This window comes from Modestobacter marinus (genome assembly GCF_011758655.1).
Taxonomy (GTDB): domain Bacteria; phylum Actinomycetota; class Actinomycetes; order Mycobacteriales; family Geodermatophilaceae; genus Modestobacter; species Modestobacter marinus.
Map to the genome: position 1 here is coordinate 258,511 of NZ_JAAMPA010000003.1, position 20,128 is coordinate 278,638.

At 75.8% G+C, this 20,128-nt stretch carries 16 protein-coding genes and 1 pseudogene; 16 read left to right on the forward strand and 1 reads right to left on the reverse strand.

Going from position 1 to position 20,128, the window contains the following annotated elements; translation table 11 throughout:
* The first annotated feature begins 202 nt into the window (after nucleotides 1-202).
* From FB380_RS22210 to holA, 16 genes and pseudogenes are all read left to right on the forward strand, one after another.
* Nucleotides 203-3,556, forward strand: coding sequence for an Rne/Rng family ribonuclease (locus FB380_RS22210; RefSeq protein WP_229682303.1), 3,354 nt, complete (start codon nucleotides 203-205; stop codon nucleotides 3,554-3,556).
* 231 nt (nucleotides 3,557-3,787) lie between these two features.
* Complete coding sequence (gene rplU, locus FB380_RS22215; protein ID WP_166757519.1) at nucleotides 3,788-4,099, forward strand: 50S ribosomal protein L21; 312 nt, start codon at nucleotides 3,788-3,790, stop codon at nucleotides 4,097-4,099.
* 4 nt (nucleotides 4,100-4,103) lie between these two features.
* Nucleotides 4,104-4,391 carry a 50S ribosomal protein L27 gene (rpmA, locus tag FB380_RS22220; RefSeq protein WP_166757520.1) on the forward strand — a complete coding sequence of 96 codons (288 nt, stop codon included), beginning with the start codon at nucleotides 4,104-4,106 and terminating at the stop codon, nucleotides 4,389-4,391.
* A gap of 134 nt (nucleotides 4,392-4,525) precedes the next feature.
* A complete protein-coding gene (obgE, locus tag FB380_RS22225; protein WP_166757521.1) occupies nucleotides 4,526-6,013 on the forward strand; it encodes a GTPase ObgE in 1,488 nt (495 codons plus the stop codon).
* On the forward strand, nucleotides 6,010-7,131 hold the full coding sequence (gene proB / locus FB380_RS22230; RefSeq protein ID WP_166757522.1) for a glutamate 5-kinase: 1,122 nt from the start codon (nucleotides 6,010-6,012) through the stop codon (nucleotides 7,129-7,131). Before obgE ends, proB begins: the two co-directional genes overlap by 4 nt.
* 12 nt (nucleotides 7,132-7,143) lie before the next feature.
* Nucleotides 7,144-7,623 carry a peptide deformylase gene (def, locus tag FB380_RS22235; protein WP_166757523.1) on the forward strand — a complete coding sequence of 160 codons (480 nt, stop codon included), beginning with the start codon at nucleotides 7,144-7,146 and terminating at the stop codon, nucleotides 7,621-7,623.
* Nucleotides 7,624-7,712: 89 nt separating this feature from the next.
* Nucleotides 7,713-8,963: a glutamate-5-semialdehyde dehydrogenase gene (locus FB380_RS22240; RefSeq protein WP_188959686.1), complete on the forward strand. Its 1,251-nt coding sequence runs from the start codon at nucleotides 7,713-7,715 to the stop codon at nucleotides 8,961-8,963.
* A gap of 32 nt (nucleotides 8,964-8,995) precedes the next feature.
* Nucleotides 8,996-9,880 carry an AAA family ATPase gene (locus tag FB380_RS22245; RefSeq protein ID WP_166757524.1) on the forward strand — a complete coding sequence of 295 codons (885 nt, stop codon included), beginning with the start codon at nucleotides 8,996-8,998 and terminating at the stop codon, nucleotides 9,878-9,880.
* Nucleotides 9,880-11,319 (forward strand): vWA domain-containing protein, encoded by a 1,440-nt coding sequence (locus tag FB380_RS22250; RefSeq protein WP_188959685.1) that lies wholly within the window; start codon nucleotides 9,880-9,882, stop codon nucleotides 11,317-11,319. Before FB380_RS22245 ends, FB380_RS22250 begins: the two co-directional genes overlap by 1 nt.
* A 315-nt stretch (nucleotides 11,320-11,634) precedes the next feature.
* Complete coding sequence (gene nadD / locus FB380_RS22255) at nucleotides 11,635-12,492, forward strand: nicotinate-nucleotide adenylyltransferase (protein WP_229682302.1); 858 nt, start codon at nucleotides 11,635-11,637, stop codon at nucleotides 12,490-12,492.
* Nucleotides 12,489-12,998 (forward strand): ribosome silencing factor, encoded by a 510-nt coding sequence (gene rsfS, locus FB380_RS22260; protein WP_166757525.1) that lies wholly within the window; start codon nucleotides 12,489-12,491, stop codon nucleotides 12,996-12,998. The genes nadD and rsfS overlap by 4 nt, the downstream gene beginning before the upstream one ends.
* Complete coding sequence (locus tag FB380_RS22265) at nucleotides 12,995-13,765, forward strand: histidine phosphatase family protein (RefSeq protein WP_166757526.1); 771 nt, start codon at nucleotides 12,995-12,997, stop codon at nucleotides 13,763-13,765. The genes rsfS and FB380_RS22265 overlap by 4 nt, the downstream gene beginning before the upstream one ends.
* A 46-nt stretch (nucleotides 13,766-13,811) precedes the next feature.
* Nucleotides 13,812-14,732 (forward strand): DegV family protein, encoded by a 921-nt coding sequence (locus FB380_RS22270; RefSeq protein ID WP_166757527.1) that lies wholly within the window; start codon nucleotides 13,812-13,814, stop codon nucleotides 14,730-14,732.
* A 137-nt stretch (nucleotides 14,733-14,869) separates the two neighbouring features.
* The gene (locus FB380_RS22275; protein ID WP_166757528.1) at nucleotides 14,870-15,721 is read left to right on the forward strand and encodes a ComEA family DNA-binding protein; all 852 of its coding nucleotides are present in this window, start codon (nucleotides 14,870-14,872) and stop codon (nucleotides 15,719-15,721) included.
* A gap of 851 nt (nucleotides 15,722-16,572) precedes the next feature.
* Nucleotides 16,573-17,937 (forward strand): annotated as a pseudogene (locus FB380_RS25000) (ComEC/Rec2 family competence protein); the annotation flags it as partial.
* Between the two features lie 544 nt (nucleotides 17,938-18,481).
* Entirely contained in the window at nucleotides 18,482-19,486 is a 1,005-nt protein-coding gene (gene holA / locus FB380_RS25005) for a DNA polymerase III subunit delta (protein WP_229682301.1), read from the forward strand.
* 364 nt (nucleotides 19,487-19,850) lie between these two features.
* Here holA and rpsT read toward each other — a convergent pair whose 3' ends face one another.
* On the reverse strand, nucleotides 19,851-20,111 hold the full coding sequence (gene rpsT / locus FB380_RS22290; protein ID WP_166757531.1) for a 30S ribosomal protein S20: 261 nt from the start codon (nucleotides 20,109-20,111) through the stop codon (nucleotides 19,851-19,853).
* Nucleotides 20,112-20,128: the final 17 nt, after the last annotated feature.

Consider the following 20,128-nt stretch of genomic DNA (forward strand, 5'->3'; position numbering starts at 1 on the left):
GCCTTCGAACCACCGCACCACCCGTGTTCAGCACGCTGCACCACCGGGCACCAGCCGCACCGGCCGGAGCGCGGACCCAGACTTCGCGGGCCGGGCAGAACCGCCGCTCCCAGCGGCCGCCCGATCCGCCCGACCCACGTTCCTGCGCGGCCGCCAGTCGGAGACGATCGGCGCCCGGGGACGCACAGGAGGCGAGCCCTTCGTGGCCGACCACGACGACAACGAGAACAGCACCGACACCAGCACCGCGGAGGGATCAGCGCCCGCCGATCTGCTCGGTGGCCCGGCCCCGGAGCCGGACACCGGTGACGGGTCGGCGGAGCCGGACGCCGAGGACCTCCCTGAGGAGCCGGTCGAGGTGCCGATGGCCGAGGCCATCACCCCCCAGCCCGAGCACGAGCTCCCCAGGTTCGGCGCCCAGTTCAGCTCGCCGGAGCCCACCACCGTCACCGCCCGGCCCCGCCGCCGGGCCACCCGGCCGGCCGTGACGGCAGACCCCGACTCGGTCGAGCCGCCGGCCCCGCAGCTCTCGCCGGTGGCTCCCGCCTTCGTCAGCTTCGTGGCCCCCGAGCCCGAGGTCGCCGCACCGCGCCGCCGCAGCCGCCGTCCGCAGGCCGAGTCGCCGGCGGAGTCGACCGACGCCGACTCCGGCCGGACCGACGACCGGCCGGCCGCCGACGAGCGTGACGCCGAGCAGGCACCGCCGCGGCGGTCCCGCAGTCGCCGCCGTGCCCTCGCGGAGAGCGAGCCGGTCGAGGCCGAGGACACCGAGACCACCGAGACCGACGAGCGGGACACCGACGAGCGGGACACCGAGGACGCCGACGACCGCGACGGCGACGACGGCGGCTCCTCGGGCAGCCGCCGCCGGCGCCGGGGCCGTCGGGGCCGTGGCCGTGGACGCACCGGCGAGGACGGCAGCGACGGCGACCGCGACGACGAGGACACCGACACCCCGGCCGCGGCCGAGGAGTCCGAGGACAGCACCGAGCCCGAGGGCCAGGACGACGACAGCGAGGACGACGACTCGGCCGAGGGCGGCTCAGGGTCGAGCACCCGCCGTCGCCGCCGGCGCCGTCGTCGCGGCAGCAGCGGCGAGAACGGCAGCAGCGAGGACAGCACCGAGGACGCCGACGACCGGCCGGAGCGGGCCGGGCGCAACGGCCGCACCTCCAGCGACGACGACGTCCGTGGGGTGGCCGGCTCCACCCGGCTCGAGGCCAAGCGGCAGCGGCGTCGCGAGGGCCGCGACGGTGGCCGCCGGCGCGCGCCGATCCTGAGCGAGTCGGAGTTCCTGGCCCGGCGTGAGGCCGTGGACCGGGCGATGGTCATCCGCCAGCAGGGGGAGCGCACCCAGATCGCCGTCCTCGAGGACGACGTCCTGGTCGAGCACTACGTCACCCAGGCGCAGGCCACCTCGTTCGCGGGCAACGTGTACCTGGGCCGCGTGCAGAACGTGCTGCCCAGCATGGAGGCCGCGTTCGTCGACATCGGCAAGGGCCGCAACGCCGTCCTGTACGCCGGTGAGGTCAACTGGGACGCCGCCGGCCTGTCCGGCAAGTCGCGGTCGATCGAGACCGCGATGAAGTCCGGCGACAAGGTCCTGGTCCAGGTGACCAAGGACCCGATCGGCCACAAGGGTGCCCGGCTGACCCAGCAGGTCAACCTGCCCGGCCGCTTCCTGGTCTACGTGCCCGGTGGCTCGATGACCGGCATCAGCCGCAAGCTGCCGGACAAGGAGCGCCAGCGGCTGAAGGACATCCTGAAGAAGATCGTCCCCGAGGACGCCGGCGTCATCATCCGCACGGCCGCGGAGGGCGCCTCGGAGGAGGAGCTCACCCGGGACGTGGCCCGGCTGCAGGCGCAGTGGGAGGTCATCCAGACCAAGGCGTCCTCGACGTCCAGCGCGCCGACGTTGCTCTACGGCGAGCCCGACCTGGCGATCCGGGTCATCCGCGACGTCTTCAACGAGGACTTCAAGCGGCTGGTCGTCCAGGGTGACGACGCCTGGGACACCGTCGAGGCCTACGTCGCGCACGTGTCCCCGGAGCTCTCCGAGCGGCTGCAGCGCTACACCGGCACCGGCGACGTCTTCCGTGACCTGCGGATCGACGAGCAGCTGATGAAGGCCCTCGACCGCAAGGTGTGGCTGCCTTCGGGCGGCTCGCTGGTCATCGACCGCACCGAGGCGATGACGGTCGTCGACGTCAACACCGGCAAGTTCGTCGGCTCGGGCGGCAACCTCGAGCAGACCGTGACGCGGAACAACATCGAGGCCGCCGAGGAGATCGTCCGCCAGCTCCGGCTGCGCGACATCGGCGGGATCATCGTCATCGACTTCATCGACATGGTCCTGGAGAGCAACCGCGACCTCGTGCTGCGGCGGCTCACCGAGTGCCTCGGCCGCGACCGCACCAAGCACCAGGTCGCCGAGGTCACCTCGCTGGGCCTGGTGCAGATGACCCGCAAGCGGGTCGGCCAGGGGCTGCTGGAGGTCTTCTCCGAGCCGTGCGAGCACTGCCGTGGCCGGGGTGTCCTGGTGCACGTCGACCCGGTGGACGAGAAGAAGCGGTCCAGCGGCAACGGCAACGGCGGCGGCGGGAACGGCGGCGGCAACGGTGGCGGCGGCCGGAACCGGGGCGACTCGGGGAGCGGGTCGGGTTCGGGCAGTGGCTCTGGCAGTGGTGGTGCCTCCGGCCCGGGCCGGGACAAGGGCCGGGACGACCGGGCGAAGGACGCCGCTGTCGCGACCCCCGACGCCGCGGAGACCGCACCCGTGACCGAGGACGCGCGCCCCGAGGGCGACGCCGCCGACGCGCCGGGCGCCGACGCCGCCGAGACCGGCGGCGGTCGCAGTCGTCGCAGCCGGGGTGGCCGCGACCGCGGATCGCGGAGCGGCAACGCCGCCGAGCGCGGTCCCGTGGACGCCGGCTCGCCGGCCGCCCAGGCCGACCAGGACGAGGCGGCCCCGGAGCCGGCGGACGGGGGCACCGCGACCTCGCGTCGCGAGGACCCGGCCGCGGGCTGGGACGTCGCCGACGCCATGGCGCTGCAGGGCGGGGCGTCCTTCGACGAGCCCGTCGCCGGCGGACAGGCCACGGGGGAGCAGGTCGCCGCGGAGCAGGTCACCGAGTCGACGGACGAGCCGGCCGGTGAGGGTCGTGGCCGCCGCAGCCGGGGCCGTCGAGGCCGTGGGCAGGCAGCCGGGGCCCGCGGGGCCGAGGACGCCCCGGTCGCCGACGCGCCCGACAGTGGACTGCCGGACGCCGACGCGCTCACCGGGGAGGAGACCCTCCCCACGGGCGAGACCGCGGTGCAGGTGGTCGCCGAGGAGCCGACGCCTGCCGAGGCGTCGACCCCGGACACCGTCCTGGCCGCCGCGGTGGCGGCGCCGCCGGCCAGCCCGGATGCCCCGGAGGCAGCGGAGGAGCGGTCGGAGCCGGCCGTCGTCGTGCCGCCCCAGCCGGTCGCCGAGCCCGTGGCCGACCCGGAGGTCCCGGCGGTCCGGCCGCGGCGCCGCAGGGCCGCCTCGCGGCCCGCAGGCCCGCCCGCCTGACCGAGGACCCCGGGCAGGGCACCGTCCCTGCCCGGGGCCGGGTCGAGCCGCACCCACGCGGTTCGACCCGGGCACAACGCCTCGGGTACGCTGGACGGGTTGCTCCACCACGGGCCGCGCACCTCGGTGCCGCCTGGGAGGCGCGAGCAGCACGTCCAGCACTCGGCCCTCGTGGCGGTCGTGCGCGCAGGACACAGTGCTGGACACATGGAACCGATCGAGGAGTCAGTGGTGTACGCAGTCGTCAAGGCCGGTGGAGCGCAGCACAAGGTGGGTGTCGGTGACACGTTCACCGTCAACCGCCTCAGCGGAGAGGCCGGTGACACCGTCACCCTCCCGGCCATCCTGCTGGTCGACGGCGACACCGTCACCGCCGACGCCCAGACGCTCGCCGGCGTCACCGTGACCGGCGAGATCGTCGAGCACGGCAAGGGCCCGAAGATCCACATCCACAAGTTCAAGAACAAGACGGGCTACCACAAGCGCCAGGGGCACCGTCAGCCCCTGACCAGCGTCGTGGTCCGCGACATCACGAAGGGCTGACGACATGGCACACAAGAAGGGCGCATCGTCGTCCCGCAACGGTCGCGACTCCAACGCCCAGCGCCTGGGCGTCAAGCGCTTCGGTGGTCAGGTCGTCAAGGCCGGTGAGATCATCGTCCGCCAGCGCGGCACGCACTTCCACCCGGGTCTCGGCGTCGGCCGCGGCAAGGACGACACCCTGTTCGCGCTCGTCCCCGGCGCGGTGACCTTCGGGTTCCGCCGCGGCCGCCGCGAGGTCGCCATCACCGCCGTCGGCGCGCCGGTGGCCGCCCGCGAGACCGTCTCGGTCTGAGCAGTCCCCGGCCCGTTCCCCGGAACACAGGCCGGTCGCACGACGCACGACACGGGTGGCGGCGCCGGTACTCCGGCGCCGCCACCCGTTCCCCATTCCGGACAGTTCGGCCGTAACGCAGAGAGGCGGCGATCATGGCCGCTTTCGTCGACCGCGTGACGGTCCACGTCTCGGCAGGAAAGGGTGCCAACGGGGTCAGCTCCGTGCACCGCGAGAAGTTCAAGCCGCTGGGCGGCCCCGACGGGGGCGACGGGGGTGACGGCGGCGACGTCGTCCTCCAGGTCGACCCGAGCGTGCACACCCTGCTGGACTTCCACCACCGCCCGCACCAGAAGGCCGGCAACGGCAAGCAGGCGGCGGGCGACTACCGCAACGGCGGGCGCGGGGCCGACCTCGTCCTGGGCGTCCCCTCCGGCACCGTCGTGAGCGTCGGCGGCCAGGTCGTCGCCGACCTGGTCGGGGCCGGTGCGCGGGTGGTGCTGGCCCGCGGCGGCAAGGGCGGGCTGGGCAACGCCGCGCTGGCCAACGCCCGCCGCAAGGCCCCCGGTTTCGCGCTGCTGGGCGAGCCGGGGGAGGCCGTGGACGCCGTCCTCGAGCTGAAGAGCATCGCCGACGTCGGTCTGGTCGGGTACCCCTCGGCCGGCAAGTCCTCCCTCGTCGCCTCGATGTCGGCCGCCCGCCCCAAGATCGCCGACTACCCCTTCACCACGCTCGTGCCGCAGCTGGGCGTCATCCGCTCCGGCGACACGACCTACACGATGGCCGACGTCCCCGGGTTGATCCCCGGCGCGTCCGTCGGCAAGGGCCTGGGCCTGGAGTTCCTGCGGCACGTCGAGCGCTGCGCCGTGCTGGTGCACGTGGTCGACATGGCGACCATGGAGCCCGGACGCGACCCGGAGACCGACATCGAGGCCCTCGAGCACGAGCTGCGCGAGTACGGCGGCGACGAGCTCGACCTGGTCGGCCGGCTGCGGATCGCCGTGCTGAACAAGATCGACGTCCCGGACGGTCGCGAGCTGGTCGACCTGGTGCGCGCCTCGCTGGAGCAGCGCGGCCTGCAGGTGTTCCCGATCAGCGCGGCCACCGGGGAAGGGGTGACCGAGCTGGGCTACGCGCTCGCCGCCGCCGTCCGGGAGCACCGCGCCTCGCTGCCCGAACTCCCGCCGGCCCCGATCACGATCGTGCCGCGCGCCGTCGACGACGGCGGCTTCACCGTCGAGCCCGACCCCCGCACCGACGGGTGGGTCGTGCTCGGGGTGCGCCCGGAGCGCTGGGTCCGGCAGACCGACTTCGGCAACGACGAGGCCGTCGGCTACCTGGCCGACCGGCTCAACCGGCTGGGCGTGGAGGAGGAGCTGGCCAAGGCCGGCGCCGTCCCCGGCGACGCGATCACCATCGGCGACGTCACCTTCGACTGGGAGCCCACCCTCCCGGCCGGCACGCTCACCATCGAGGAGACCGCGGGCCTGGGTGGCCGCGGCACCGACACCCGGCTCGAGGACAACACCCGGCTGTCGGCCGAGGACCGCCTCCGGGCCAAGAAGGCCCGCCGGCTGCCGTACGAGGTCACCGAGGGGGACGGCTGGATCGACGCCGACCTCCTCGACGACACCGACCGGTGACCGCCCGCGCGGAGATCGCCGCCGCGCAGCGGGTGGTGGTCAAGGTCGGCTCCTCGTCGCTGACCACCCTGCCCGGCGGGCTGGACGAGACCCGCCTTCGGGCGCTGGTCGACGTCCTCGGCGCGCTGCGGGCGGCCGGCCGGCAGGTCGTGCTCGTCTCCTCCGGCGCGATCGCCGCGGGGCTGGCGCCGCTCGGGCTGGGTGGCCGGCCGCGCGACCTGGCCACCGCGCAGGCGGCGGCGAGCGTCGGGCAGCTGCGGCTGGTGCAGACCTACGCCGACGCCTTCGCCGCCCACGACGTGACCGTCGGACAGGTGCTGCTCACCGCCGACGACCTGACCCGGCGCGGCCACTACCGCAACGCGCAGCAGACGATCGAGCGACTGCTGTCCCTCGGCGTGCTGCCGATCGTCAACGAGAACGACACGGTCGCCACCGAGGAGATCCGGTTCGGCGACAACGACCGGCTGGCGGCGCTGGTCGCCCACGTCGCCCTGGCGGACGCCCTGCTGCTGCTCTCGGACGTGGACGGCGTCTACGACGGCGACCCGCGCACCGGGCCGGCCGCGCTGGTCGACACCGTGCGCGGCCCCGCCGACCTCGCGGCGGTCACGCTCGGCTCGGCCAGCCGCAACGGCGTCGGCACCGGCGGGATGGCCACCAAGGTGGAGGCCGCGTTCATCGCCTCGGCGGCGGGGGTGCCCGTCGTGGTGACCTCCACGCCACAGGCGGCGGACGCGCTGGCCGGTGAGCGGGTGGGCACCCTGTTCGCCCCGACGGGGCGCCGTCCCTCGGCCCGGCAGTTCTGGCTCCGCTACGCCAGCCGCCCGCGCGGCCGGGTGCTGCTGGACGAGGGGGCGGTGCGGGCGGTCCGCGAGCGGCACGCCTCCTTGCTGGCCGCGGGTGTCACCGGGGTGACCGGCGAGTTCCTCGCCGACGACCCGGTGGAGCTGGTCGGCCCGGACGGCGAGGTGGTCGCCCGCGGCCTGGTCGCCTACGACGCCCGCGAGCTGCCCGCCCTGCTCGGCCGCAAGACCGGTGACCTGGACCCCGAGTACCGCCGCGAGGTCGTGCACCGCGATGAGATGGTGCTCGTCGGGCGCACCACCCGCGGCTGAGAGACTGCCCCCGTGACGATCCGTGCCATCCGCGAGATCGGCGACCCGGTGCTGCGCACCCCGGCCGACCCGATCCGTGCCTTCGACAAGGACCTCGCCGCGCTCGTCCGCGACCTGGAGGAGACCGTCGACCACCCCGGTCGGGCCGGGGTGGCGGCGACCCAGATCGGGGTCGGCCTGCGGGTCTTCTCCTACAACGTCGACGGCGTCATCGGCCACCTGGTGAACCCGGTGATCACCGAGCGCTCCGAGGAGACCCAGGACGACGACGAGGGCTGCCTGTCGATCCCGGGCCTCTACGCCCCCACCGTGCGGGCGATGCACTGCGTCGCCGAGGGGTTCGACGTCCACGGCGAACCGCTGCGGATCGAGGGCAGCGGGCTGCTGGCCCGCTGCCTGCAGCACGAGGTCGACCACCTCGACGGGAAGCTCTTCGTCGACCGGCTGACCGGCGACGCCCGCAAGCGGGTGCTCCGCGCGCTGCGCACCTGACGAAGGACCCCTCGAAGGACCCCCGTGCCCCCCACCACTCGCAGGCTCGCGGCGGGACCCGGCACGGGGGCCGGGCGTAACCTCCAGGCGTGTCCGACGCCGACTTCCCGCTGATCGGGGCCGCCGCGGCCCGTGCCCGCGAGGCCGCCCGCGTGCTGCGCACCCTGCCCACCGAGACCAAGGACGCCGCGCTGACGGCGATGGCCGAGGCGGTCCTGGAGCGGGCCGACGAGGTGCTCGCGGCCAACGCCGCCGACGTCGAGGCCGCCGCGGCGGACGGCACGCCGGCCTCGGTGCTGGACCGGCTGCGGCTGGACCGCACCCGGCTGGCCGCGGTGGCCGACGCGCTGCGGCACCTGGTCTCGCTGCCCGACCCGGTCGGCGACGTCGTCCGCGGGTCGACGCTGGCCAACGGGCTGCAGCTGCGGCAGGTGCGGGTGCCGCTCGGGGTGGTGGGGATCGTCTACGAGGCCCGGCCCAACGTGACCGTGGACGCCGCCGGACTGTGCCTGAAGAGCGGCAACGCGGCGTTGCTGCGCGGGTCGGGCTCGGCGCACCGCACCAACACCGCGCTGGTCGCCGTCCTCACCGAGGCCGCCGAGAAGGCCGGGCTGCCGGCCGGGTCGATCGCGCTGCTGCCCGCCGACCGGGCGTCGGTCGGCGAGCTGCTGAACGCCCGCGGCCTGGTCGACGTGGTCATCCCGCGCGGCGGGGCGTCGCTGATCTCCCGGGTGGTCCGCGAGTCCACCGTGCCGGTGATCGAGACCGGCGTCGGCAACTGCCACGTCTACGTGGACGCCTCCGCCGACCCGGCGATGGCCGAGGCGATCGTGCTGAACGCCAAGACGTCCCGGGTCAGCGTGTGCAACTCCGCGGAGACCCTGCTGGTGCACCGGGACGTCGCCTTCCTGCCCCGGCTGCTGACCGCGCTGGCCGACGCCGGGGTCACCCTGCACGGCGACGAGACCGCTGCCCGGGCGCACGAGGGCGTCGTCCCGGCCACCGACGAGGACTGGGCGACCGAGTACCTGTCGATGGACATGGCCGTCCGGGTGGTCGACGACCTCCCGGGCGCGCTGGACCACATCAGCCGGTGGGGGAGCGGGCACAGCGAGGCGATCGTCGCCGACTCCGCCCGGGCGATCGCCGAGTTCACCGCCGGCGTCGACGCCGCCGCGGTGCTGGTCAACGCCTCCACCCGGTTCACCGACGGCGGCGAGTTCGGGTTCGGCGCCGAGATCGGCATCTCCACCCAGAAGCTGCACGCCCGTGGCCCGCTCGGGCTGCCGGAGCTCACCTCCACCACCTACGTCGTCACCGGCAGCGGCCACACCCGCTGATCCCGGCACGCCCCAGCTCAACGAGGAGCCGCATGTCCCGCACGCCCACGCACGCCGCCCAGTTCGCCGACGTGGCGGACGTGACGACGCGGCTGTCGGCCGCGGGGTACCTGCCCGACGCGCAGATCGCGACGACCGTCTTCCTGGCCGACCGGCTGGGCAAGCCGCTGCTGGTCGAGGGGCCGGCCGGGGTGGGCAAGACCGAGCTGGCCAAGGCGATGGCCGCCGCGACGAGCTCGGAGCTCATCCGGCTGCAGTGCTACGAGGGCCTGGACGAGGCGCGGGCGCTGTACGAGTGGAACTACAAGAAGCAGCTGCTGCGGATCTCCGCGGCCGGCACCGGCGGGGCCGACTGGGACACCGTGCACGACGACGTCTTCGGTGAGGAGTTCCTGCTCGCCCGCCCGCTGCTGACCGCGATCCGGCGGACCGAGCCGACCGTGCTGCTCATCGACGAGACCGACAAGGCCGACGTCGAGGTGGAGGGCCTGCTGCTGGAGGTGCTCAGCGACTTCCAGGTCACCATCCCCGAGCTGGGCACGATCACCGCCGCCCGTCGACCGCTGGTGGTGCTCACCTCCAACGCCACCCGCGAGCTCTCCGAGGCGCTCAAGCGTCGCTGCCTGTACCTGGCGCTGGACTACCCGAGCGCCGAGCGGGAGCGGGAGATCGTGCTGTCCCGGGTGCCCGACCTCGCGCCGGGCCTGGCCGACCAGCTGGTGCGCACGGTGCGCGCGCTGCGGGCGCTGGAGCTGAAGAAGTCGCCGTCGATCTCCGAGACCCTCGACTGGGCGCAGACGCTGCTGGCCCTCGGCCTGGACACCCTGGACGAGTCGGCGATGCGCTCGACGCTGGGCGTGGTGCTCAAGCACGCCAGCGACCAGGCGCGGGCCGCCGCCGAGCTCCGGCTGAACTGATGTCGCCGGGAGCCGCCGCCGTCGAGCCGGGTGGGCTCGTCGGGCACCTGGACGGCTTCGTCCGCGCGGTGCGGGAGGCCGGCGTGCCGGTCGGGATCAGCCAGGCCGTGGACGCCGCCCAGGTGCTCACCGTGGTCGACCTGCTCGACCGGGAGCAGCTGCGGCACGGCCTGGCCGCGGTGCTGCTCCGCCGGGCCGCCCAGCGCGAGGTGTTCGACGTCCTGTTCGACCTGTGGTGGCCGCTCACCGACCGGCCGGTGACCGCGGCCGAGGAGGACGCGACCCAGGACGACGAGGACGACGACGGGACGGGCGCCGAGGGCCCGCTGCCGGTGGGCGACCCCGGTGCGCTGGCCGAGGCGCTGCGCGCCGAGCTGCTGCGGCTGCTGCTGGAGGGCGACGAGGAGGCGCTGCGCCGGTTCGCCCGGCTGGCCGTCGACCAGCTCGGCGCCGGGGCGCCGAGCCCGTCCGGGCAGTCGTTCTTCAGCTACCGGGTGCTGCGCGCGCTCTCGCCGGACACCCTCGTGGCGCAGCTGCTGGCCGGGATGCTCGCCGGCGCCGAGCGCGGGGGACTGGCCGAGCAGGTGGCCCGGTCGACGGCGAAGGAGCGGATCGCGGCGTTCCGGACGGCGGTGGAGGCCGAGGTGCGGCGGCGCACCGCCGCGGAGAAGGGGCGGGACAAGGTCGCCCGCAACGCCGTCCGCCCGATGGCCGACCAGGTCGACTTCCTCCGCGCCCAGCAGGCCGACCTGGCCGAGCTGCGCCGCACCGTCGCGCCGCTGGCCCGGCGGCTGGCCGTGCGGCTGGCGGCCCGCCGGCGGCTGGGCCGGGCCGGGCGGCTGGACTTCCGCCGCACGGTGCGCGCCTCGCTGGCCACCGGCGGGATGCCCCTGGTGACCCACCACCGGCCGCGGGCGGTGCACAAGCCCGAGCTGGTGGTGCTCTGCGACGTCAGCGGCTCGGTGGCCGGCTTCAGCCACTTCACCCTGATGCTGACCCAGGCGCTGCGCGAGCACTTCAGCGGCGTGCGGGCGTTCGCCTTCGTCGACTCGACCGACGAGGTCACCCGGTTCTTCACCCCCGGCGCCGACGTCGTCGACGCGATCGCCCGGATCGGCCGGGAGGCCGACCTGGTCAGCTTCGACGGGCACAGCGACTACGGCAACGCGCTGGAGGTCTTCGCCGAGAGGTGGCCGGCCGCGGTCGGGCCGAAGACGTCGTTGCTGGTGCTCGGCGACGGTCGCACGAACTACCGGCACCCGGGTCTGCCGACGCTGGCGGACCTGGTCCGGCGGTCGCGGTCGGCCCACTGGCTCAACCCGGAACCGCGCCGGCTCTGGGGGAGCGGCGACTCGGCCGCCGACCGGTACGCCGACGTCATCCCGATGGTGGAGGTCCGCACCGCCGCCCAGCTGGCCGACTTCGTCACCACCCTCTGAGCCGGCCCGGAGCAGGTCCGGAGTCGGCCGGAACATGACGACACGCCGACGGAATCGTTCCCACGGGCGCACCTCCCTGCGGAGTCGGCAACGGGACGGCATCGTCCGGTAAGGCACGACGGCGGGGCGGACGACGGGGCCGCGGCGGTGGACCTCCGGGCCACCGGCCGGCCCCACGCCCGCGACCGGCGCCACGGGGGAGCCGGTCGCCGAGCAGTGGGCGCGAGGACCACCCGGCCGTCGTGCCCCTCCTGCCCGCCGATGGAGCCGGTGGTCGGACGACCGGCTCCGGCCGGGCCGGGCTAGGCTCGGTCGGTGGCAGGACGTCGACTCGGGGTGATGGGCGGGACGTTCGACCCCATCCACCACGGGCACCTGGTGGCCGCGAGCGAGGTGGCCGGGCTGTTCGGGCTCGACGAGGTCGTGTTCGTGCCCACCGGCCAGCCGTGGCAGAAGTCCGACCGGGGGGTGAGCCCCGCGGAGGACCGCTACCTGATGACCGTCATCGCGACCGCCTCCAACCCGAGGTTCTCGGTCAGCCGGGTCGACGTCGACCGGGGCGGGCCGACGTACACCATCGACACACTCACCGACCTGCACCGCCTGCACCCCGACGCCGAGCTCTTCTTCATCACCGGCGCCGACGCGCTCGCCCAGATCGTCGGCTGGCGGGACACGGACAAGCTCTTCCAGCTGGCCCACTTCGTGGGCGTCACCCGGCCCGGGTACCAGCTGGCCGACGCCGACCTCCCGCGAGGTGCGGTCAGCCTGGTCGAGGTCCCGGCGCTGGCGATCAGCTCCACCGACTGCCGCGACCGGGTGCGCCGGGGGCGGCCCGTCTGGTACCTGGTGCCCGACGGTGTGGTGCAGTACATCGAGAAGCGCGGCCTGTACCACCCCGGCACGGCGGGGTCCGACGAGCCGCTGGCCGGCACCGGCCCGCGGGGCGGTGGCTTCCCGGCCGAGCGGCTCGAGGCCCCGGACGACGGCGAGACCGCAGCTGTGGACCGACGCGAGACCGTGGCCCTCGACCACTGCGGGACGGCAGCTCCGGACCACCGGCCGACCGCGCCGCCGGACCACCGGCCGACCGCCAGACCCCGCCCCGACCTGAGCGACACCCCCATCCCCGGGGACGACCCGTCCCCCGACCTGCAGGAGATCCCCCGATGACCGCCTCGGACGAGGCACGCGAGACCGCGCTGATCGCAGCGCAGGCCGCCGCCGACAAGCTCGCCACCGACGTCTCGATCGTCGACGTCAGTGACCGCCTGGCGATCACCGACGCGTTCGTGCTGACCTCGGCACCCAACGAACGTCAGGTCCAGTCGATCGTCGACGGGGTGGAGGAGCGCCTGCGCGAGCACGGCGTGAAGCCGGTCCGCCGCGAGGGCGTGGCCGAGGGACGGTGGGTGCTGCTCGACTTCGTCGACGTCGTCGTGCACGTCCAGCACGCCGAGGAGCGCGCCTACTACGCCCTCGAGCGGCTCTGGAAGGACTGCCCGGTGATCCCGTTCACCGACGGTGCGGCCCCCGCCGCCCCGACGCCCGCCGAGGAGGCTGCCGTCGACGACGAGGCTGCCACCGTCGACGACGAGGCTGCCGCAGGCGACGACGAGGCTGCCGCAGGCGACGAGGGCGCCAGCGGTGAGGACGTCGCGGGCGAGTCCGGCCGGTGACGCAGGGCGCCGACGCCCCCGCGGTGCCCCGACTGCTCGTGTGGCGGCACGGCCGTACCGAGTGGAACGCCGCCGGGCGCTTCCAGGGGCAGCTCGACCCGCCGCTGGACGCCGAGGGGCGGTCCCAGGCCGCGCGCACCGCACCGCACCTCGCCGCCCTGCTGGCGGGCCAGGAGACGCTGCTGGTCTCCAGTGACCTGCAGCGCGCGGTCGACACGGCCGGTGCTCTCGCCCCGCTGCTGGGCGTGCCGCTGCGCGTCGACGAGCGGCTGCGCGAGCACGGGCTGGGCAGCTGGGAGGGCCTGACCCGTCATGAGGTGGCCGATCAGCACCCGGGTCAGTACGCCGACTGGATGGCCGGCCGACCGGTGCCCGAGCGCGGCGGTGAGGCCCAGGCCGACGTCGCCGCCCGGGCCCTGGCGGCCGTGGCCGACCTGCCGCCGGCGGCCACGGCCGTGCTGGTGACCCACGGCGGGACCGCCGGCCGGTTGATCGAGGCACTGCTGGGCCTGGGGGCGGCGCACAAGCGGGTCTTCGGGCCGCTGGGCAACTGCCACTGGAGCGAGCTGTCCTTCCAGGCGTCGGGGTGGCGGCTGATGCGGCACAACCTGTCGGCGCTGGCGCCGGAGCGCGTGGAGGGCGGCATGCGGTCACCGGGTGACCGCGGCGCGTTCCCCGAGCCCTCGGCCACCGATGCGCCGGATGCCCCGCAGGCGGGCGCCAGCCCCGAGGAGGGCGCGCCGGCGACCGACGCCGACGCCGGCTGACCAGCCACCCCCGCGGCGCCGCGCCCCCCGCGGCTAGCCTCGCGCCATGTCCGTCGCCGTGGTCACCGACTCGACGGCCTACCTGCCGGCCGACGTCGTCGAGCGCTACGGCATCGAGGTGGTGCCGCTGTACGTGGTGCTCGCCGGGCGGTCCGGTCGGGAGGGCAGCGACGTCACCTCCGCCGAGGTCGCCCGGTCGCTCGCCGTCCGGGGTGGACACGTCAGCACGTCGCGCCCGACGCCGGGGGACTTCGTCGCCGTCTACCGGCGGCTGCTGGACGGTGGTGCCGACCGGCTGGTGTCGGTGCACCTGTCCGGCGAGCTGTCGGGCACCTGGGACGCCGCCCGGGTGGCCGCGACCCAGGTGGGTGAGCACCTGGTGACCGTGCTGGACTCCCGGTCGGCCGCGATGGGCACCGGGTTCGCCGTGCTGGCCGCTGCCCGGGCCGCGGCCGACGGGGCCTCGGCCGCCGAGGTGGCCGACGCGGCGCGGCAGACCGCGGCGGCGACCCGCACCTTCTTCGTCGTCGACACCCTGGAGCACCTTCGCCGGGGCGGGCGGATCGGTGCCGCGGCCGCGCTGCTGGGCAGTGCCCTGGCGGTGAAGCCGGTGCTGCACGTGACCGACGGCCAGGTGGTCGCCCTGGAGAAGGTCCGCACCTCGGGCCGGGCCCTCGCCCGGCTGGTCCAGCGCGCGGCCGACGTGGCCGGTGACGTGCCGGTGGCCGCGGCGGTGCACCACCTCGCCGCGCCAGAGCGCGCCCAGCGGCTGGCCGACCAGCTCGCCGCCCGGCTGCCCTCGCTCACCGAGCTGTACGTCAGCGAACTGGGGGCCGCGGTCGGGGCGCACGTCGGGCCGGGAGCGGTCGGGGTGGTCGTCGACCCGACGCCGCGATCGGCGACCGAGGCAGGACAGCGGCCGGAGGACCCGCCACCAGCGGACCCGGCGGAGCACGTGGGGGACTGAGGGCGGGAGCTCGCACACCCGGTCACCCTCCGGCGCGCCCGGCCCTGCGCGGGGGCCGTCGTCCACAACGGTGACCGTCGTCCACAACCTGCCCGCGGCCCCGGTCGGGCGCTGAGCGGGTCCCTAGCGTCCCTGCCGTGCGCCCTCCTGCCCGTCGCAGCGACGACTCCGACGTCATCCGGGCCCGGCTGCGCGCCCTGCTGGCCGAGGGGCAGCACCGGGGCTGGGTCCCCGATGCGGACGAGCCGGGTGCACCCGACGACGGCGGTGGCTGGCCGGACGACGAGGACGACCGGGCGACCCAGCCCGTCGAGCCCACCCACCTGCCCGCCGGGCTGGGCCGGCACCGCGCTCCCGGGCGTGCTGCCCGGGTCGACCCCGGCCGGCCGGGCGCGTGGGCGCTGTGGGCGGTCGCGGTGCTGGCGGCGGTCGTCGTCGTCGGCTGGACATGGGTCGACCGCCCAGCCGTCGACCAGGTGCCGGCCGCCGCGTCCCGTGGTGCCGAGGTGACCACCGAGCCCTCGGTGCCGCCGCCGTCGGCCGCCCCCGCGCCCGCGGCGCCGACCGGCACGGTCGTGGTCTCCGTGGTCGGCCTGGTCGGTGCCCCCGGCCTGGTCACCCTGCCGGCGGGGGCGCGGGTGGCCGATGCGCTGGCCGCGGCCGGCGGGCTGCTGCCCGAGGCCGACGCGGCGTCGGTCAACGCAGCGGCCCTGGTCACCGACGGCCAGCAGATCGCCGTCGGTGTGCCCGGGGCGGTGGCCGCAGCCGGGCCGACGGGTGGCGCGGTGGTGGGCGGTGCCCCGCTGGACCTGAACTCGGCGACCGTCGCGGAGCTGGACGCCTTGCCGGGGATCGGCCCCGTGCTCGCCCAGCGGATCGTCGACCACCGCACCGCGCACGGGCCGTTCACCAGCGTCGAGCGGCTGGACGACGTCAGCGGCATCGGCCCGGCGATCTTCGCCGAGCTGACCGAGCGCGTGCGGGTCTGACCGTGCCACCGCCGGGTGCCGGTCAGGCCGTGCCACCGCCAGGTCCAGACCCGGCCGTGCCACCACCGAGTCCCGGTCCGGCCACACGACTGCCGAGTGCGGTGGTCATGCGGCCGCCGGGTGCCCGGCACGCCGTCCACCGGGTGCCGGCGACGGACCGGTGGTCCTGGCTCGACCTGCGGCTGGTCCCTCCTGCCGCGACCGTGTGGGCGTTGACCCTGCTGGCGCCCCGGCTGCCCGCCGGGCTGCTCCTCACCCTCGCCGTGGCCGCGGCCCTGGCCGCCGCCGGTCTGCTGCTGGCCGGGCGCGCCGGCCGGCCCGGCGCGCTGCGACGGGTCGCGGCGCGCGGCGTCGTCATCGGCTGCCTCGCCGCGGTGACCGTCACCGGCGCCACCTCGGCGGTCCGGGCTCAGGCGCGGGCCGCCTCGCCCCTGCCGGCACTCGCCGAGCGCGGGGCGGTCGTCGAGGTGGTCCTGGAGCTGACCGACGACCCCCGTCCGGTGGCCGGCGCCGGAGCGGCCCGGGTGCTGGTGCGCGGCACGGTCTCCTGGGCTGCGGACCGGCCCGTGGGCGACGACCCGGTACTGCTGTTCGGTGCCGCCGAGGAGTGGGCCGGCCTGCTGCCGGGCCAGGCGGTGCGGCTGCACGTCCTCGCGCGCCCGGCGGAGCCCGGGGACGCCGTCGTGGCCGTCCTGTCGGCGCGCTCGCCACCCGACCGGCTCGGCGGCCCCGGCGCGGTGCAAGACGTGGCCGGTGCGCTGCGGGCCGGGCTGGTCGACTCGGCTGCCCGCACCCTGCCCGAGCGCGCGGCCGGTCTGCTCCCGGGCCTGGTCGTGGGCGACACCAGTGGCATGGACCCGGTGCTCACCGAGGAGTTCCGGCGGGCAGGGCTGGCCCACCTGACCGCAGTCTCCGGCGCCAACGTCGCGATCGTGGTGGCGTTGGTGCTCTGGCCGTTGCGGGCCCGGGCCGTGGACCGGCGGTGGCAGGCGCTGGCCGCAGCGCTGGCGATCGCCGGGTTCGTCGTCCTCGCCCGCCCGGGGGCCAGCGTGCTGCGGGCCGCGGCCATGGGCGCGGTGGCGGTGCTGGCGCTGGCCTCCGGCCGGGCCCGGGCCGCCGTCCCGGCGCTGGCGGCGACCGTGCTGGTGCTGCTCCTCCTCGCACCCGGGCTGGCCGGCGACGTCGGGTTCGCCCTCTCGGTCTCCGCCACGGCGGCGATCGTGCTCCTGGCTCCTGGGTGGTCCCGGGCGCTGCGCCGGCACCGCGTCCCCCGTCCGCTGGCCGACGCCGTCGCGGTCAGCGCGGCCGCCGGCCTGGTCACCGCGCCCCTGGTGGCCGGCATCTCCGGGCTGGTCAGCGTGGTGTCCCTGCCGGCCAACCTGCTGGCCGCACCAGCAGTGGCACCGGCGACCGTGCTCGGCGTGCTGGCCGCCCTGGTGTCACCCGCTGCGCCGTGGCCGGCCGACGCGCTCACCTGGCTCGCCGGGTGGCCGGTGCGCTGGCTGGTCGCCGTCGCCGAGCGTGCCGCGGCCGTGCCCGACGGCGCCACCGGCTGGCCGACCGGCATCCCCGGTGCGGTCCTGCTGGCCGTCGTCCTGGGCGGCGCCGTCTGGGCGTTGCGGCGCTGGCCCCGGCTGCGCCTGCTGGCGCTCGCCGCCCTGCTGGGCGTCGTGCTGGTCGGCTGGCCGCTGCGCCAGCTCAGCCGGGGCTGGCCACTGCCGGACACGGTCGTGGTGGCCTGCGACATCGGCCAGGGCGATGCGCTCGTGCTGCCGACCGGCCCGGGTGAGGGGGTGCTGGTCGACGCGGGCCCGGACCCGTCCCTCGTCGACGGCTGCCTGCGCCGACTGGGGGTGGAGCGGCTGCCGCTGGTGCTGCTCTCGCACCTGGACGCCGACCACGTGGGTGGGCTCTCCGGTGCCCTGGCCGGGCGGGACGTCGGGGTGGTGGCCACCGGGTCGCTGGCGCCCGACGACGAGCGGGTGTCGCAGCTGGACCGGGCCGTGGCCGAGGCGGGTGCGGACCACGTGGTCCTCCTGCCCGGTGACCGGCGGACGGTCGGCAGCGCGGACTTCGAGGTGCTGGCCCCCGACCCGGCCGAGGCCGTCGCCGGTGCCGAGCCCAACGACCTCAGCCTCGTCGTGCGGGCCACGCAGCGCGGCCTCCGGGTGCTGCTCACCGGCGACCTCGGCGCCGAGGCGGAGGCGCGCCTGGTGGCGGCCGGTCTCGACCTGACCGCCGACGTGTTCAAGGTGCCGCACCACGGCAGCGCCGACGCCGACCCGGGCTTCCTCGCCGCCAGCGGGGCCGCCGTCGCGCTGATCTCGGTGGGCGCCGACAACAGCTACGGCCACCCGACCCGGCGGCTGCTGGACTGGCTGGCCGGCGCCGGGATGCGCGTCCACCGGACCGACCGGGACGGCGACGTCGCGGTGGTCGGCCGGGCGGGGGAGTGGGGAGTGGCCGTGCGGGGACCGGACGCCGCGCTGCGCGCCGATGCCGCGGCCGCGTCACAGGAGACGAGCACGTGGGACGACGGGACGTGGGACGACGGCACGTGGGGAGACGGCAGGTCGGGAGACGGCAGGTGGGGAGACGGCAGGTGGGGAGACGGCACGGCGCCAGAGAGCCCTTGGCGGGACAGCGCGTCGCAGGACAGTCCGTGGGGAGGCGGCCCGTCGGGGTTGGGCAGGTCCGGGACGCGGCCTGCAGGTGCGGCGGCGAGCCGGTCCCGTCGGTGTCCCGTGGCAGCATGGCCCCGTGGCAACAGCGGCACCTCCGGCTCCGACCTCCCGGCTCCGGGTCGTGGTGGGCGAGGAGGAGCTGCTGCGCGCACGGGCGGTCTCCGCCGTGCGCGCGGCGGTCCGCGAGCGCCACCCCGACAGCGAGGAGCACGAGCTCCCGGCGGCCGGTCTGGCGGTCGGTCAGCTGGCCGACGTGCTCGCGCCCTCCCTGTTCGGCGGGCACCGGCTGGTCGTCGTGACCGGGGTGCAGGAGTCCGCGGCGGCGCTGGCCGACTCCCTGGTCAGCTACACCAAGGAGCCCGACCCGGAGCTCACGCTGGTCGTCGTCCACAGCGGCGGGAAGCGCAACGAGGCGCTGCTGAAGGCGTTCAAGGCGGCGGGTGCCGCGGTCGACGAGTGCCCGAAGATCAGCTCGGCGGGGGAGCGGGTCGCCTTCGTGCGCAACGAGGTGCGGTTCGCCGGCGGCAAGATCACTCCGGATGCGGTGACCGCGTTGCTGGACGCGGTGGGCAACGACCTCCGCGGGCTGTCGGCGGCCGCCAGTCAGCTGGTGTCGGACTTCGGTGGGGTCATCGACGCCGACGCCGTCGCCCGCTTCCACCGGGGCCAGGCCGAGGTCACCGGGTTCACCGTCGCCGAACGGGTGCTGGTCGGGGACATGGCCGGCTCGGTCGAGATGCTCCGCTGGGCGCTGGACCGCGGGGTGGCCCACGTGCTCATCGCCGACGCGCTGGCCGACGGGGTGCGCACGGCCGCCCGGGTCGCCTCGTTGAACACCTCCAACATCGGTGAGCTGGCCCGCCAGCTCAAGCTCCCGCCGTGGAAGGTCAAGAAGGCGCATGCGCAGGCGCGGGGCTGGAGCATCGACGCGCTGCAGCAGGCGATCGGGGTGGTCGCCGAGCTCAACGCCGACGTGAAGGGGGTCGCCGCCAGCGCCGACTACGCGCTGGAGCGGGCGGTCCGCCGGATCGTGGGCATCCGTGCGGCCGCGGCCGGCGGGCGGGCCCGCGCGCTGCGCTGAGCACCGGATCCGGCTGCCAGCGCATCTCGGTCGCCCGCTGGCCGCGGCCGACGGGCTTGCCACGCATCACGCTGACCGTGGTCGGAGGGCGAGCCCGCGGGTAGCGCTGGACGCCCGACCCGGCGCCCGCGCATCCCGGCCGCGGCCGGCGGGCTGGCCCTGCGTTGCGCTGACCGCGGTCGGCGGGCGGGCGGACCCGCGCCGTACGCCGACCGCGCGACCCGGCTGACTGCGCACCCTGGCGCCACCGCGTCCGGGACGGCCCGCCGGCCGACCAGACGCTCGGCGACTGGGGCGAGGACCCAGGAACGCGACGAGCCCCCTCCCGGCAGGGAGGGGGCTCGTCGCGGAGCGGACGCTCAGCTCAGAGGCTGGCGGCCTTCTTGGCCAGCGCCGACTTGCGGTTCGCGGCCTGGTTCTTGTGGATGACGCCCTTGCTGGCCGCCTTGTCCAGGGCCTTCGAGGCGGTCACGAGGGCGGCCTCGGCCGCTGCCTTGTCCCCGGCGTCGGCGGCAGTGCGGAAACGCCGCACCTGCGTCTTCAGGGCGGACCGGACAGCGACGTTGCGCTGACGAGCGATCTCGTTGGTCTTGATCCGCTTGATCTGGGACTTGATGTTCGCCACGCGTGAGCCTCGGATGT